This window comes from Novosphingobium sp. PhB165 (genome assembly GCF_004341845.1).
Taxonomy (GTDB): Bacteria; Pseudomonadota; Alphaproteobacteria; order Sphingomonadales; family Sphingomonadaceae; genus Novosphingobium.
Genome location: NZ_SLVB01000008.1, coordinates 127,908 through 143,255, shown reverse-complemented (window position 1 = coordinate 143,255; position 15,348 = coordinate 127,908). Strand labels below are relative to the sequence as shown.

Sequence of the window (15,348 nt, the reverse complement as noted above, 5' to 3'; positions counted from 1 at the left end):
ATCGTTACTTTTCCGAATGCCGCTTCGGTGTCGCCGGGCCGCTGGATCGTGAAGGAAGGAGTGTCAGGCCGAGCGGCGGACTGTCCGTCTTGAGCGGCTTGCCCTCGATCAGGTTCAGCAAGTGGCTGGTCGCCAGTTCCGCCATTTTTCCGAAGGGACGCGAGACGGTCGAGAGGCTGGGGATCAGCATTTCGGCAAGGACGCTGCCGTCGAAACCGACCACGGACAAGTCGTCCGGAACGCGAATTCCCTTTTCGGCGGCAATCTTCAGAACGCCCGCCGCCATGATATCGTTGGCGGCGAAAACCGCCGTCGGAAGCGAGGTGCGGGAGAGAATTTCCTCGGCAGCCGCGCGGCCCGATGCGAGCGTGTAATCGCCTTCGACCTCCATGGCCGGAGTGATCCCGGATGCATCCAGCGCTTCAAGGAAGCCGGACCGGCGTTCCCGGGCCGAGATCATGTCCTGCGGACCATTGATGAGCGCGATATTATCGTGCCCCAGCTCGATCAGGTATTTCGCCACATCGCCGGCGGCCTTGCGTTCGTGAGAAAGGACCACCGCCGGGTAGCCGTCCAGATGAACGGCGGAAACGGCGACGGCGTGGATGTTCTCGGCCTTCAGTGCTTCCGGCAGGCCGATGATCCCGGAAACGGGCGGAAGCACGACGAGGCCATCGATGCGGGTGCGGCGCGCGAAAGCCAGAACGTCCGCAATCGCTTCGTCGCCGCCAAGATCGACCGAGTGGGTGATCAGTTCGTATCCGCGCCGCGTTGCCTCACCGCCGATACCCCGCTGGACGGTGTCCAGAACGAGGGCATTACGGTCATTGTGAAGCATGCCGATCAGCAGCGACCTGCCCATGGCCAAGGCCCGCGCGCGCGGGCTTGGCCGGAAATTGAGCAGGGCAATGGCCCGTTTGACCCGCTCGCGGGTCTCCTCGTTCACTTTGGGCGAATCGTTCAGCACCCGCGAAACCGTCCTGATCGACGTTTTCGCGGCCTCGGCCACATCAGCGATAGTGGGCTCGTTGCCTGACGCGCCCCGTTCCGAAACTTCCATGCTCCGGCTATACCGTGACACGCGATTCCGACGCGACGACTTTTCCAAGCGATTGATCGGTCGGCTTTTTCAGCGGACCATCCAGCTTGTAGGCCTGCTTGGCGAGATTGTAGGTCAGGTCGACGGCCAGTTCGCCCGCTTCCCATTGTTTCAGACGGCCCTCGACGACGAGCCTTGCGAGGAAAGCACAGTCCACGCGGCGGGCGACATCGTGCCGGGCCGGGATGGAGAGGAAGGCCCGGGTATCGTCGTTGAAGCCGACCGTGTTGTAGAATCCGGCTGTTTCGGTGGTCATCTGGCGGAACCGCATCATGCCCTCGGGCGAGTCGTGGAACCACCAAGCCGGGCCGAGCTTCAGGCACGGGTAATGGCCTGCCAGCGGCGCCAGTTCGCGGGCGTAAGTCGACTCGTCCAGCGTGAACAGGATGATCGAAAGGTCCCGTGAATTGCCGAAGCGGTCCAGCAGCGGTTGCAGGCTCGAGACGTAGTCCGTCCGCATCGGGATGTCGGCGCCCTTGTCGCGCCCGAATTCCCGGTGCAGCCACTTGTTGTGGTTGCGGCAGGCGCCCGGATGGATCTGCATCACGAGGCCGTCCTCGATGCTCATCGCTGCCATTTCGGTGAGCATCTGGGCGCGGAACAGTTCGGCTTCCTCGGACGAGACACTGCCGCGCATGACTTTATTGAAAAGCGCTTCGCTCTCTTGCGCCGAGAGATTGGCTGTCCGGGCGGTAGGGTGGCCGTGGTCGGTCGAGGTCGCGCCCATGGAAATGAAGTTCGCCCGGCGGGCGCGATGGCCTTTCAGGTAGCCCTGCCAGGTCCACACGTCCTCGCCGGAAAGCTCTCCGAACGCGGTGAGGGCTTCCTTGAAATCCTCATGCTCGGGATCGACGACGGCGTCGGGCCGATAGGCAGTGACGACGCGGCCGCTCCAGCCCGATTCCCGGATCGCGCGGTGATGCACGAGGTCTTCGTGCGCGCCCTCGGTCGTCGCGATGAGTTCGATATTGAAGCGTTCGAACAGCGCGCGGGGCCGATAGGCGGGCTGGCCGAGCAGTTCGCCTATCCGGTCGAAATAGAAGTCGGCAGTGGCGGCGGAAAGCTCATCCTCGAAGCCGAACACTTCGGAAAAGACATGATCCAGCCACAGGCGCGAGGGCGTGCCCCGGAAAAGATGCTGGTTGCCGGCGAATATCCGCCATGCCTCGCGCCGGTCCGCCGGGCTGGTCTCGCCATGGGCGGGAACGCAAAGCGACTCCATGCTGATGCCCTGACTGTAGAGCATCCGGTAGAGATAGTGATCCGGCGCCAGCAGGAGCGAAGTCGCGTCTTCCCATGGCTGGTTGGTTGCAAACCAGGCCGGATCGGTATGGCCGTGTGGGCTGATGATCGGAAGTCCCGCAATGGAATCATACAGCTCGCGCGCCACGGAACGGGTGGCGGCTTCAGCCGGAAACAGGCGGTTCGGGTCAAGCGACAATTTAGGCAAGGGCGGTCCCCAAAAAATGTTGTGCCAGCGATGGCACAAGTGTTAACGCGGGGCAATCGAGAGAGTGTAACGAGTTTTGTCAGGAGAGCATTTTGGACATCCCCGCCGCCATCCAGATCGATCCGCAGGACCAGGTGGCGGTAGCCTTGCGGCAGCTTGACGCAGGCGAGTCCATCGATCTTGCCAATGGCCGGGTCACGGTGGTCGAACCGATCGAGCGTGGTCACAAGTTCGCCATCGAGCCGATCACGGCGGGCGCGCTGGTATGCCGTTACGGCTGGCCGATCGGGACCGCCACGCAGGACATTCCCGTCGGCGCGCATGTCCACAGCCACAATATCTCCACGAATCTGGTTGCCGAAGAGCCGTACTCTTACGTCCCGGACGAGGGTGGTCTGTCGGCGCCGCCTGCGGACACGTGGCAGTTCGACGGCTATCGCCGCGCGGACGGTTCCGTGGGCACGCGCAATGAAATCTGGGTGATCCCGACCGTCGGCTGCGTGGCCCGAACCGCCGAGCGGATAGCCCGTGAAGCGAATGACCGTCATGCCGGTGAGGTCGACAGCGTCGTCGCCTTTCCCCATCCGCTGGGATGTTCGCAATTGGGTGACGATCTGGGCGCGACGGCCCAGTTGCTGGCTTCGCTGGCCTGCAATCCGAACGCGGGCGGCGTGTTGCTGCTCGGGCTGGGCTGCGAGGAAAACCAGCTTGCCGCCTTGCTGGAGCGTATCCCCGCCGAACGCCGCGAGCGCGTGCGCAGCGTCGGCGCGCAGTTGAGCGAGGACGAGTACGAGGATGCCCATGCGGCAATCGCCGACCTCGTCGCGATGGCAGGGCAGGATCGCCGCGAACCGGTCGATATTTCCGAGCTTCGCCTTGGGCTGAAGTGCGGCGGATCCGACGGCTTGAGCGGCCTGACCGCCAACCCCCTCATCGGCCGGGCCGCCGACCTTGTGACGCAGGCCGGCGGCTATGCGGTGCTCACCGAGATACCTGAAATTTTCGGAGCGGAACGTCTGCTCATGCGCCGCGCCGTCAACCGCGAGGTGTTCGAGGACATCGTTGAGGTCGTGAACGACTTCAAGCGCTACTTCATCGCGCATGGGGAACCGATTTCCGAAAATCCCAGCCCCGGCAATGTCGCGGGCGGGATCACCACGCTGGAAGAGAAATCGCTCGGTGCGGTGCAGAAGGGCGGCCGCGCCCGCGTCAGCAAGGTTCTGCGCTATGGTGCCCGGATTACCGAGCGTGGTCTCACCTTACTGGAGGCGCCGGGGAACGACGCCGTCTCGACGACCGCGCTTGCCGCTGCGGGGGTGACGCTGACGCTGTTTTCGACCGGCCGCGGTACGCCGCTGGGCAGCCCGGTGCCGACGCTCAAGCTCGCCACCAATCACGATCTCGCCCAGCGGAAATCGAAATGGATCGATTTCGACACGGCCGTCGTGCTGGACGACGGTTTCGAGGCGGGGACGAGGGCGATCATGGAAACGATCTGCGCCATCGCTTCGGGGCGACCGGCCCGGAACGAACTCAATGGCGAGCGCGATATCGCGATCTGGAAGCGCGGCGTCACGCTTTAGGCACTTAAGCGGAAAGCGCGTCGTAAACGTCCCGGGGCAGGGCGAAATCATGCCTATTTGATTGTGAAATGGTAGCGCTAACGAAAATCATTGCGCGAGGTCTGGCTTCGCACCATGATCGGGAAAAATAGAGAGGGTCGGCGGAGGCGAAACGGGAGCGGTCACATCCGCCCCGAGCGTCCCGCAATGGAGGGGCGGATGGCTTCAATCGCACGAAAAGTGCCTGTTCTCATGCTGTTGAGCGCCTTCGCGCTGGGCGGAGCGTCCGTCACGGCCGCCGCGCCCGGCGCCACGTATCAAAACCCCATCCTCTATGCCGACTATTCGGACCCGGACGTGCTGCGCGTGGGGGACGATTACTATCTGGTGGCGTCGAGTTTCCATTTCTCGCCCGGGATCCCGATCCTGCACTCGCGCGATCTTGTTCACTGGTCGATCCTCGGTCATGTCCTGCCGCGCCTGCCGTTCGCACCGGAATACGACATGCCGGGGCCGCACACGCTGAACGACGGCATATCGAAGCCGGTAGGCGGCACGCGCTACGCGGGCGGCGTCTGGGCGCCTTCGATCCGGCATCACGGCGGCCTGTTCTATGTCTACTGGGCCACCCCGGACGAAGGCATCTTCATGGCCACCGCCGCGAAGCCGGAAGGGCCGTGGAGCGCGCCGGTCAAAGTGATCGACCAGCCCCTGCTGGAAGATCCCTGTCCTTTCTGGGACGATGACGGTCAGGCCTGGCTGGTCCATTCGCGCCACGGCGCCGGGCCGCTGATCCTCCACCGCATGAGCCCGGACGGCAAGCGCGTGCTGGATACGGGCGAAGTGATCGTCGAGGACAAGCAGAACCTGCCGATCCTCGAAGGGCCCAAGTTCTACAAGCGCAATGGCTGGTACTATATCCTCGCGCCGTTCGGCGGTGTGTCGAAGGGCGCGCAAGTGGCGCTGCGCTCGCGGTCCATTCGCGGGCCTTACGAGGCGAAAGTCGTGCTGGCGCAGGGCAGGAGCGCGCTCGAAGGCCCGCATCAGGGGGGCTGGGTGGAGACGCCTTCGGGGCAGGGCTGGTTCGTCCATTTCAACAGCACGGGCGCCTTTGGCCGCATCACCTATCTGGAACCGCTGAAATGGGTGGATGACTGGCCGGTGATCGGCGATGTCCTGCCCGGCGCGGAGACCGGACAGCCGGTTTCCGAACATGCCGCGCCCGATACCGGATCGTGGACGCCCAATGTGCGTTTGCAGGATTCGGACGCGTTCTCCGCGCCCCGTCTCGGCCCGCAATGGGAATGGAACCACAACCCGGACGACGGCGCGTGGAGCCTGACGGCCCGGCGCGGTTTCCTGCGATTGAATGCGCTGCCCGCCGAGCATCTCGTCACGGCCCGCAACACGCTGACGCAGATCCTGCAAGGCCCCTCCAGCCGGATCACCACGCGGATCGAGATCGACCACATGACCGACGGCCAGCGCGCGGGCCTGACCCTGTTCGGCGTGAAACCAAGCTGGATCGGTGTCGTGCAAGAGGGCGGAAAGGCCCACCTGACACTCGCATCGGCGGGGGTGGAAACCGCCGGTTCGGTTCTGTCCGCACCCGCCGTGGAATTACGCGCGGAGGTCGGTGCGGATCAGACGGTTCGCTATAGCTACAGCCTCGACGGGCGCGCTTTCCGGCCGATGGGCGATCCGATCGCTCTGGCGCCGTTCTCGTGGTGGAAGGGCTCGCGGCCCGGACTGTTCACCTTCACGCACGGCGCGCCCGGCGGATCGATCGATGTGGATTGGTTCCGCGTAGAACATCCCGCGCCCGCCGCACCCTGATCAAGCTGGAAAGACCCGCATGGACCGTCGCTCCTTCCTCATCTCCACGGCCGTTGCCGGTGCCGGCATGGCTTTTCGCGCGCATGCGGAAACGGCGGAGAACGCCCCCCGCTTCGACGCGCCGAGCTTCCGAACCGGCAATGCCCGCTGGCAGGCCGCCTATGACAAGGCGCTCGACGTGCTGGCCGCCAATGTCCAGACGATGCCCTACGTCAGCAAACCGGTGCTGATCGAGGGCGCGGTTTATCAGGGCATCTGGCAGGAATGCGGCCCGCACGAAGCATTGGTCTATCGCAAGTTCCGCCCGGACGTGGCGCGCAACAGCCACATGACCTTCTTCGAATTGCAGCGCGCCGATGGCCAGTTGCCCGCCAACAACAAGCTGGCGGAAACCGGCTTCGGGCAGATCCAGATGGTGGTGCCCATCGCCGCCACCGCATGGGAACTGGCGCGTGCGACGGGTGACGGCGCTCTGCTGGAAGCGGCCTACCGCGCCTGCTCGGCATGGGACGGCTGGCTGATGAGATACCGCAATACGCGCGGAACCGGGCTGGTGGAGGGTTTCTGCACTTACGACACCGGGCATGACAACAGCCCGCGCTGGGCCGGGATGCCCAACCAGTGTCCCAACAAGGATGCGCGCACGCATCATCCCATCGCCACTCTGCCGCGTCTCTGCCCGGACCTTTCTGCAACGGTCTTCGGCGGCAGGCAGGCACTCGCCGAAATGGCGCGCGCGCTGGGCAAGACGGCGGACGCGGATCGCTGGGCGGAGCAGGCCGAGCACATTCGCGGCCTTATCCTCACGAAACTCTACGTGCCGGAGGATGCCGCCTTCTACGATCTGGATGCCAAGGGCGATTTCGTCCGCGTCCGGTCGGACATCCTGTCGCGCGTCTGCGGGGAGCATGTGCCCGATCAGGCGCTGTTTGACACGCTCTGGACGCGGCAGTTGCACAATCCCAAGGCGTTCTGGGCGCCGTTCCCGCTGACCTCGGTGGCGATGGACGATCCCGCTTTCGTCGGCTCTTTCCCCGCCAACAGCTGGGGCGGCGCGACGCAGGCGCTGACCGCGTTGCGGGCGGGCCGGTGGTTCGACCATTACGGCCGCTCTGCCGAGTTCACCGAAATGATGGACCAGTGGTGCGATGCGCTCCAGCGTGACATGACCTTCCGCCAGCAGATGAACCCGCACACGGGCGCGTTCACCCATGAGGAAGCGCCGGGCTATTCCCCGGCCGCGCTGGTCATGGTCGATTACAGCTGGCGGCTGGTCGGCGTCTGTGAGGAGGCTGACGGCCTGCACTGGAACGTTCGCCCGGGCCACGCTGCCGCGCAGGATGCCCGCCTTTCGATGCGGACGGACGGCGGACGAACTGCCGCCATGGTTTACGGCGCGGGCGGTGCCGATCTTACTCTGGACGGCGCGCCGATGGCCCGGATCTCGGGCGGTTCGGCCCGCCTCGTCACCGACGCGCAGGGCATTCCGCGCCATCTCGTGGGCATCGACCCGCGCCCCCAGACCATCAGCCTGCGCCTGGCGGGCCGCAAGCCGCGCAGCCTGACGCTGCGCGCCAACGAACAGGTATCGTTATGACCCAAGGACCCGACGCCATGAAGCTCAGCCGCCGCACCCTGATCGCCGGTGCCGCCGCCATGGCGCTGCCCATGCCCGCCTTCGCGCGAGAGGCGGATTCGCTCGCATCGCTTGGCGCGGCCAAGGGCATTCGGTTCGGCAGCACCGTGGGCAAGAACAACTTCGCGGACCCGCGCTATCGCGCGCTTAATGCTGCGCAATGCGCGCTGGTCGTGCCTGAAAACGAGATGAAATGGGCGGCGACCCGGCCCGATGCGGAGCACTTCGACTTCACTGGCGCCGACCGCATCGTGGACTGGGCGACGGCCAATGGAATGGGCGTGCGCGGGCACACACTGCTTTGGCACAGCGAGCACTGGATGCCCGAATGGGTGTCAAAGCATGACTACGGCGCGAACCCCAAGGCCGAGGCGGAGCGGCTGCTGACCCAGCACGTTTCCACCGTGGCAGGTCGCTATGCGCCGCGCGTGGACAGTTTCGACGTCGTCAACGAAGCGGTCGATTCCGAAACCGGCGAGCTTCGGGAAACCGCGCTGTCGCAGCGTCTGGGCGCGATCGAGACGCTGGATATCGCCTTTCACACCGCGCGGCAGGCCGCGCCCAAGGCCCAGCTTGTCTACAACGACTACATGGGCTGGCGCAGCGATGAGGGCGTGCACCGCGATGGTGTGTTGCGGCTGCTGGAAGAGTTCCGCAAGCGCGGCACGCCGGTCGACGCGCTGGGCGTCCAGAGCCACCTTGGCAGCAAGTATAGCGACACGCCCACCGGGCTCGGCGCGCTGGACGAGACCGCCTGGCGTCGCTTCCTTGATGAAGTGACAGGCATGGGCTTCGACCTGCTGATTACCGAGATGGACATTCACGACAACCCGCTGCCGGGCGCCATCGGTCCGCGCGATGCCGAGGTCGCCGCGCATGCCAAGGCCTATCTCGATCTGATGTTGTCCTATCGGCAGATCGATACCGTGATGTGCTGGGGGCTGTCCGATCGCTATAGCTGGCTGAACGGTCTGCGCCCGCGTCCGGACGGGTTGCCCAAGCGGCCGTGTCCGTATGATGCGGATTTTCGCGCGAAGCCTTTCCATGACGCGATTGCGGCCGCTTTTGCCGCCGCGCCGGTTCGGCGCAAGGCTTAGGCTGGGTTACGGGCAGGCGCTGCGCGGCTGACAAATTTCTCAACTGACAAACGGCGACAAACAACGGATCCAAATCAACCTCGTCATCCCCGCGAAGGCGGGGATCCCGCTTCTGTTGTGCAGGGCGAGACGTCGCCAAGAAGCGGGGCCCCCGCCTTCGCGGGGGCGACGGTGCAGTTAGGCAGGACGGTGCGGCTTGGACCGATTAAGTTTCGGGTCGTGAGTATACTGACGGCACTTGCGCCGCCCGGATACTCGCGCCCGGATCTGCCCTCGCGGTTTAGAACTCGTCCGAAAGCGGCCCATCGGCGCGGCGGTCTTCCATCCCGCGGCCACCGGTGCTGCGAAAGCCGGTTACCCCCTCCAGCGAATAGGTCGGGCGGCCGGGCGCACGGATGTCGATGAAGTCGGCATCTCGCACATCTTCCAGTCGGAACGCCGCGCGGGGGTCGGGAGCGGCCACGGACACCTCGACATTGCTGAAACGCATGTTGCGCGCGTGGCGAACGAAGAAGCCGGTTGCAGGAAGGTCGCCGAACATGGTCGCTTCGGGATAGGCCAGTTCGGCCTCGGGAGGCCGGACGCGGGCCATTTCCGCCGGGGCGCCCCCCACGTGATGGAAATGGCAGTCGGCGATAGTCACATCCTCGATCCGGTGATCGGCAAGGCCCGCGATGACCGAGGGCAGGATAGTGGCGTTGGAACTGACCACGTTCTGGATCAGGATTCGCTTCATCGATCCGATGGGCACGCCTGCCGGTCCGCGCATCCGCTTGCCGATGCGCAGGAACAGCGGCGCATCGATGATGCCGCGCATGGTGATGTTGCTGACCGTCACGTCCTCTACCACCCCGCCGTCCACTGTCTCGAAGGCAAGACCCCGGCTGTCCTCGAAGATGCAGTTGGTGATCGCAATGTTGCGGAAGCCGCCGTTGGATTCGGTGCCGAACTTGATGCGCCCGTGGATCTTCGGCGCAAAGGACGCGGGCATCTTGCGCCAGGTGCCGTCCAGCACCGAGCCGACTTCATAGTTGCCGGTGACGAAGCAATTCGAAATCGTGAGGTTCTCGGTGATCCGGGGATGGCCCAGCGCGTAGCTGCTCTTGGGGCAAATCCCATCATCCCAAGGGGAATTGACCGTGCAGTTGCTGATGCGCACGTTGCGGCAGCAATCGATGTCGAACCCGTCGCGGTTGGTGTCCGCCAACACGTTGTCGATGGTGAGATTGTCGACGCCGGTTGCGAGCAGCGCGAACCAGCCGCCCTCCAGTATGTGCACGTCGCGCAGGATGACGTTGCGACAGTTCTTGAGCGCGATCGCCTTGTTGCCGGTGCCCGGCCCGGTGGGATCGTTCAGCCAGTTGTCCTTGCCGTCGCCCCGGCCCAGCCCCTTGCCCCAGATCAGGCCGGGTCCGAGGATGGCGATATCGTGGAGGTCTTCGCCCCAGATCAGGCTGTTGCGCCAATGGCCATGGCCGAAGTCCTGATAGGCACCCCAGTCGCCGATGGGTTCGGCATGGTCGTAGCCGTGCGTCTCCGTGGGCGCGGCGGCCAGCAGCGTGGCGCCGTCTCCCAGCAGGAGCGTGATGTTGCTCTTGAGGCGGATCGTATAGCTGGCGTAAGTGCCCGCCGGAAAATAGACGGTGCCGCCGCCGAGCGAGGCGGCATGGTCGATCGCCTTGTTGATCGCGCCGCTGTCTATCGTGCGGCCGTCACCCTTGGCGCCGAAGTGGCGGACGTCCACCACGCCGCCGCCCGTTGCCGACATGAGCAGTTTGCCCGGTGCGCCCGCAGCGGCCTGTGTGAGGGAGGCCGCGCCCGCCAGAATTCCGCCCTGGATGAAGGCGCGCCGGTCAAACCCCATGATTATTCTCTCCCCCGTAGCGGGTCTGTTGGACGGGAAGCGGATCCGTCCGCTTCCCGTCCCATTGTATTTTAGAACTTCAGCTGGGCGCCAAGGAAGAACTCCGTCCCGAGCACGTCATACGTGGCCGAGAAGGTATTGGCGTTCGGTCCCTGCGTCGTCACCGGAGGCTTGTTGTTGAACATGTTGTTCGCGCCGCCGAAGATTTCGATCCCGTCCTTGAGCGTATAGTTGAACGACAGATCGAAGTAGTTCTGCGCCTTGAGTACCGGATAGGCGAAGCTGTCCAGTGCCGGCGCATTGGCCGCGCCCTGACGGTCAGGCACGACGAAGCGGTCGGTCGTGACCTTGCCGATATAGCGGTGCCGCAGGCTGAGGCTGAGATCCTCGACATTCCAGGTGATGCGCGTCGTGCCGCGCCAGCGCGGAAGCGGCTGGCCGCACGTCGGGCCGTAGGCTCCGGCGCATTCGTTCTTGATATCGGGCAGGGCGGCGACCGGGACGGAGGTGAATTCGTCCAGATAGGTCATGCTGCTGCTGATATCGAACGAGCTGGTCTCGCCCACGCCCGGCAGGCCGAAGCCCACGTTGAACGAGTAGCGCGCCGCGAAGTCGATGCCGGAGGTCTTGAGCTTGCCGGTATTGGCGTTGCGGATCTGCGCCACGTAAGGGTCGTTGATCTCGCCCGTGTTGGGATTGCGGACAATGGCGCGGCAGAACTCGCTATTGGCGTCCTGAATGACGGTATAGCAGAGGTTCAGCGTGTTCTGGAGACCACCACCCAGCGACGAGATCGCGCCGTCGAGCGAGATGTTGAAGTAATCGACGCTAAGGTAGAGTCGGGGCGCGAAGCTGGGCGTCAGCACTGCACCGAACGTGACCGTGTCGGACTTTTCGGCACCCAGGTTCGGATTGCCGCCGAAGTCGGCCGGCATGATGCTGTTGGGCTGCACCGCGTCGGTGAACACCGCAGCAGTCGGAACGCCGGTGGCGACACAGACGGCGCGCACGGCGGCGGTCTGCTGTGCGGTGGGCGCGCGCGAGGAGCAGGGATCGGTCGCAACGCCGACCACGCGGGTCACGCCGCCGTACAGCTCGCTGACGTTGGGCGCGCGGATGGCGCGCTGGTATTGGCCGCGGAACGCGATGTCCCGGTTGACGCGCCAGTCCAGACCGCCAAGGTAGGTCCATTGGCCGCCCACGCCCGCAAGGCTGTAGTCCGAATAGCGGAAGCCGCCATTGGCAACCAGGCTTTCAACGAACCGTGTATCGTGCACCAGCGGCACGCGAAGCTCGCCGAAGATTTCCTTCACCGAAACGTCGCCCTTGGTCGGAAGGCCGGGGTTGAAGCCCGCGACGTCGCCCGATGCCAGGAAGGAGTCCGGCGTGAAGGTGGCGCTGGACTTGCGCCATTCGGTGCCGAGCGAGAAGCCCACCGGGCCGGCCGGAAGCTTGAACGCGGTGCCGGTGATGCTGCCTTGCGCCACCTGCTGGGTGGCGATGGTGGAGTTGGTGGCACTGATGCGGATTGCGTTCGCGCAGTCTGCCGAGACGTTCTGGCCGAAGATGTTGCAGACCGGGTCTGCACCACCCACCGAGAGCAAAGCGGCCTGCAGGCGGCTGCGCGAGATCGCGTTCTGCAGCAGCAGCGTGTCCTCGCTGCGCGCATAAGTGTAATAGGCGTCGAACTTCAGATCGGTGAAGAAATCTTCGGACAGATCGCCGATCTTGCCCTTCAGGCCCCAGGCGCCGCGGAACACGTTGCGTCGTTCGCTGGCCAGACGCGGGCCGACTTCGCTGTAGCGCCGGCCGGCGGTGAGCACGGCCAGACCGTCGCCCGGCGTGGTCGTGCGCGTGGACGTGCCGCTGGTGACGGTGGTGGTGCCGGTTTCCGCCAGATCGAGCTGGTGCAGTACGTCCTGCAGCTGCGGCGTCAGATAGGGATTGTCGACATCGAACAGCGTCGGCGCGCCGACATTGGTCGGTGCGAGGCGGGCGTTTACTACGTTGTTGCTGTAGTGAAGCTCCATGTAGCCGGTGACGCTGTCGGTGACGTCGTAGTGGCCGAAGCTGTTGATCATCCAGCGCTTTTGCGGCTGGATCAGGTAGTTGTCGGGGCCGAGGTTGAAGTCGTCCTGCGGCGAGATCTGCGGACGCGCGGTGGTTCCCGCGTCATTGAAGGTGAACCCGCGCGAGGTGAGCGAGGAAAGGCCCGCAGCGGCATAGGCCGCGTTCAGCGCCGTGTTCGAACCGCCGAAGGCCGGGATGCCGGAGAAGCGACCGTTGGGAATGTCGCCGCTGCCGCCGGCTACGAAGCCCAGCTGGCCGCCACCGGCGACGCAGCCCTGACCGGACGGCGGTGTGAAGGGCGTTCCCGCACGGCTGCTGCTGCCGCTCCCGGGAACGACGCAGCCGTCCGACAGCGAGTCATAGGCGAAATCGCCGCGCTCGCCGCGCGTGATCGACCCACGGTTGAGATAGTTGCCTGAGACGACGAGATTGCCGCGGCCATCCGCGAAATTGCCGCCCATGGTCAGGTCGAACGTGTAGACGGGCGTGCCTGTCGGACGGTCCATGTTGAGCTGCGCGCGCGCTTCCACACCCTCGAAATCGTCGCGCATGATGAAGTTGACGACGCCGGTGATCGCGTCCGAGCCATAGACTGCCGAAGAGCCGCCGGTCACGATTTCCGTGCGGGCGATCAGGCTGGACGGGATGGTGTTGAGATCGGTGACCTGTTCGGGGCCGTAAATGGCATAGCGCCGTCCATTGACCAGCACCAGGTTACGCGTCGAGCCGAACCCGCGCAGATTGACGTCGGCAAAGCCGCCGGGAACCGTGTTCGAAGTCGCGCTGCCAAGCTGCGAGCCGACCACCTGAGGCAGTTCGGACAGGGTACGCTCGACATTCACATTGCCCGAAAGCTTGATGTCTTCCTGGCTCACCACGCTGACCGGCGTGGAGGCATCGAAGCCGTTGCGCGCGATGCGCGAGCCGGTGACGATGATGTCGGCCGCAGTGGCTTCTTTCTGTGCGGCTTGCGTATCCGAAGGCGGTGCAGCTGCCGGAACGGTGTCTTGTGCCAGCGCTGGCACGCTGTGGCAAAAAATAAGCGCGGCCCCACCCAAGAGATGCGCGCGCAAAGATGGCATGTCCTTCATCATTCCTCCCCTTTTTCAACCGAACTGATCGTCGGAGCGCGGGGCTCCAACTCACGTATTGGCTCTGTAGCGCATTAGGTAGCGCTATCATCTGGATCTACACGTATGCCCCAAACCGGGTCGCGTCAAGCGATGCAACAAACGCGACATATGGTTCGGTCGCTGCTCCGGTCGCAACGGCGAGCTCTACGTGGCTGTTGCATTGCGTTCCGGTTGGCGCTTGGGATGGCTCGATCGGCGCTGGTTTCACAGGAAATTCATGTGGATAGTATGGGCACAAATTTGTGCCCGAGAGGACTTCCTCGGTCCCGCACAAGGCTCGGCAGAGGCGATAATACCGTCAAGATGTGTGGACGATGATCGCCGACGGCAAAGATGCTGTTTGTAGCGTATAAGTGCGTTGCCCAACGAGATAACATTGCGCAACGTACACGCGGCCTTGATCTGACAAAGCGGCAATGCAGACCTATGTTTCGCAATTCAGTGCAAGCACAGGTCATTTCTCGGAAAATTTACTGAAGCAAATTTTTCTCAAAGTCCGTAATGGTATCGTTATTGTCAAAATGAACCGCAGTATTATCCGATTGTATCGATGCTCAGCGAGTACCGTGCTGGCCCTTCTGTGCGTTTAGTGTCATTTTAACCATAGGTGGTTGCGCGTATTGCGCACTTTTGACCATTCGGAAATAAATTTCACAGGGGACATGCTTGCGGGGGCGTTAACCGCTCTATAATGCCAAAATCGTACCAAAGTTGCAGATTTGACGGCGCGCATTGCGCACGAAAGTTCAGGTCGGCGGCGACGGGGTTTGATTTTTTCGGTGGGGTATATGACGGAATCGAAGCAGAAGAATCGCAAGGCCGCGAATGTTGCGGCCGGTGCCGCCTACGCGCCGCAGGTTAACGGAAGCCTTCCGCTCTATCGCGACCCCCGTCCCGTACACAGCGCGACTCACGCCGATGCGGCCGTGATCGTGGCGCCGACCGATTTCGGCTTTGCCGCCGGTGCGCCGATGATCCAGTTGACGGTGGACGAGTTCGAACGGGCCTCGCTCGACTATCCCATCCTGTTCTTCGGCGACGATCGCCAGCCTTACGTCGTCACCGGACTGGAAGCGGAGCGCAATCTGTTCGTTTCGGAAGGCCGCTATCAGGCAGGGGCCTATATTCCCGCCTATTTGCGCCGCTATCCTTTCGTGTTTGCGCGTGATGAAGGCAGCGAACGCCTGATCCTCTGCCTCGATCACGCTTCCGGCCGCGTCGCCGGCAAGGCCGAAGACGGTGCCGTCGCGCTCTTCGACAGCGGTGAAGCCACCGAGCTGACCCTTCAGGCGCTGCGATTCTGCGAGAACTACGAAAGCGCGCAGGCCCGCACGCGTTTGCTGATCGCATTGCTGGAAGAGCTGGAGCTTTTCGAAGTAAAGCGTGTGCACTACACTGCGCCTGATGCAACTGATCCCAGTCTGTTGGTCGAATACAGCACAGTAGATCGCACCCGCTTCGAAGCGCTGCCGAACGAGCAGTTCCTGCGCCTGCGTGAAGCCGGTGCGCTGCCCGCGATCCATGCGCAGATCGCTTCGCAGGCGAAGTGGGACGCGCTGGCGGCAGTTTCCCGCACGACCTGATTTTCCGGCCGTACCAGA

General features: G+C 64.0%; 9 protein-coding genes. 5 read left to right on the top strand and 4 right to left on the bottom strand.

Features of this window, described 5'->3' with window-relative positions; translation table 11 throughout:
* Nucleotides 1–4: 4 nt before the first annotated feature.
* Both EDF56_RS20905 and uxaC read right to left on the bottom strand, forming a co-directional pair.
* The gene (locus tag EDF56_RS20905; protein WP_132391165.1) at nucleotides 5–1,060 is read right to left on the bottom strand and encodes a LacI family DNA-binding transcriptional regulator; all 1,056 of its coding nucleotides are present in this window, start codon (nucleotides 1,058–1,060) and stop codon (nucleotides 5–7) included.
* Nucleotides 1,061–1,067: 7 nt separating this feature from the next.
* Nucleotides 1,068–2,549, bottom strand: a complete 1,482-nt coding sequence (gene uxaC / locus EDF56_RS20900; protein WP_132391163.1) for a glucuronate isomerase — start codon at nucleotides 2,547–2,549, stop codon at nucleotides 1,068–1,070.
* 98 nt (nucleotides 2,550–2,647) lie between these two features.
* Between uxaC and EDF56_RS20895 the strand changes: the two genes are divergently transcribed.
* The 4 genes from EDF56_RS20895 (at nucleotide 2,648) to EDF56_RS20880 (ending at nucleotide 8,680) form a co-directional block, all read left to right on the top strand.
* Nucleotides 2,648–4,132 (top strand): altronate dehydratase family protein, encoded by a 1,485-nt coding sequence (locus tag EDF56_RS20895; protein ID WP_165912306.1) that lies wholly within the window; start codon nucleotides 2,648–2,650, stop codon nucleotides 4,130–4,132.
* Nucleotides 4,133–4,330: 198 nt separating this feature from the next.
* Nucleotides 4,331–5,947, top strand: coding sequence for a glycoside hydrolase 43 family protein (locus tag EDF56_RS20890; protein WP_207904823.1), 1,617 nt, complete (start codon nucleotides 4,331–4,333; stop codon nucleotides 5,945–5,947).
* A gap of 19 nt (nucleotides 5,948–5,966) precedes the next feature.
* Nucleotides 5,967–7,544, top strand: coding sequence for an alpha-L-rhamnosidase (locus EDF56_RS20885; protein WP_132391160.1), 1,578 nt, complete (start codon nucleotides 5,967–5,969; stop codon nucleotides 7,542–7,544).
* 17 nt (nucleotides 7,545–7,561) lie between these two features.
* On the top strand, nucleotides 7,562–8,680 hold the full coding sequence (locus tag EDF56_RS20880) for an endo-1,4-beta-xylanase (RefSeq protein ID WP_132391278.1): 1,119 nt from the start codon (nucleotides 7,562–7,564) through the stop codon (nucleotides 8,678–8,680).
* Between the two features lie 280 nt (nucleotides 8,681–8,960).
* Here EDF56_RS20880 and EDF56_RS20875 read toward each other — a convergent pair whose 3' ends face one another.
* Together EDF56_RS20875 and EDF56_RS20870 are read right to left on the bottom strand one after the other, a co-directional pair.
* Entirely contained in the window at nucleotides 8,961–10,544 is a 1,584-nt protein-coding gene (locus tag EDF56_RS20875) for a glycoside hydrolase family 28 protein (protein ID WP_132391158.1), read from the bottom strand.
* Between the two features lie 71 nt (nucleotides 10,545–10,615).
* Nucleotides 10,616–13,639, bottom strand: a complete 3,024-nt coding sequence (locus tag EDF56_RS20870; RefSeq protein ID WP_243652745.1) for a TonB-dependent receptor — start codon at nucleotides 13,637–13,639, stop codon at nucleotides 10,616–10,618.
* Between the two features lie 896 nt (nucleotides 13,640–14,535).
* Here EDF56_RS20870 and EDF56_RS20865 point away from each other — a divergent pair.
* Nucleotides 14,536–15,330 carry a SapC family protein gene (locus tag EDF56_RS20865; RefSeq protein ID WP_132391154.1) on the top strand — a complete coding sequence of 265 codons (795 nt, stop codon included), beginning with the start codon at nucleotides 14,536–14,538 and terminating at the stop codon, nucleotides 15,328–15,330.
* The last annotated feature ends 18 nt before the right edge of the window (nucleotides 15,331–15,348 follow it).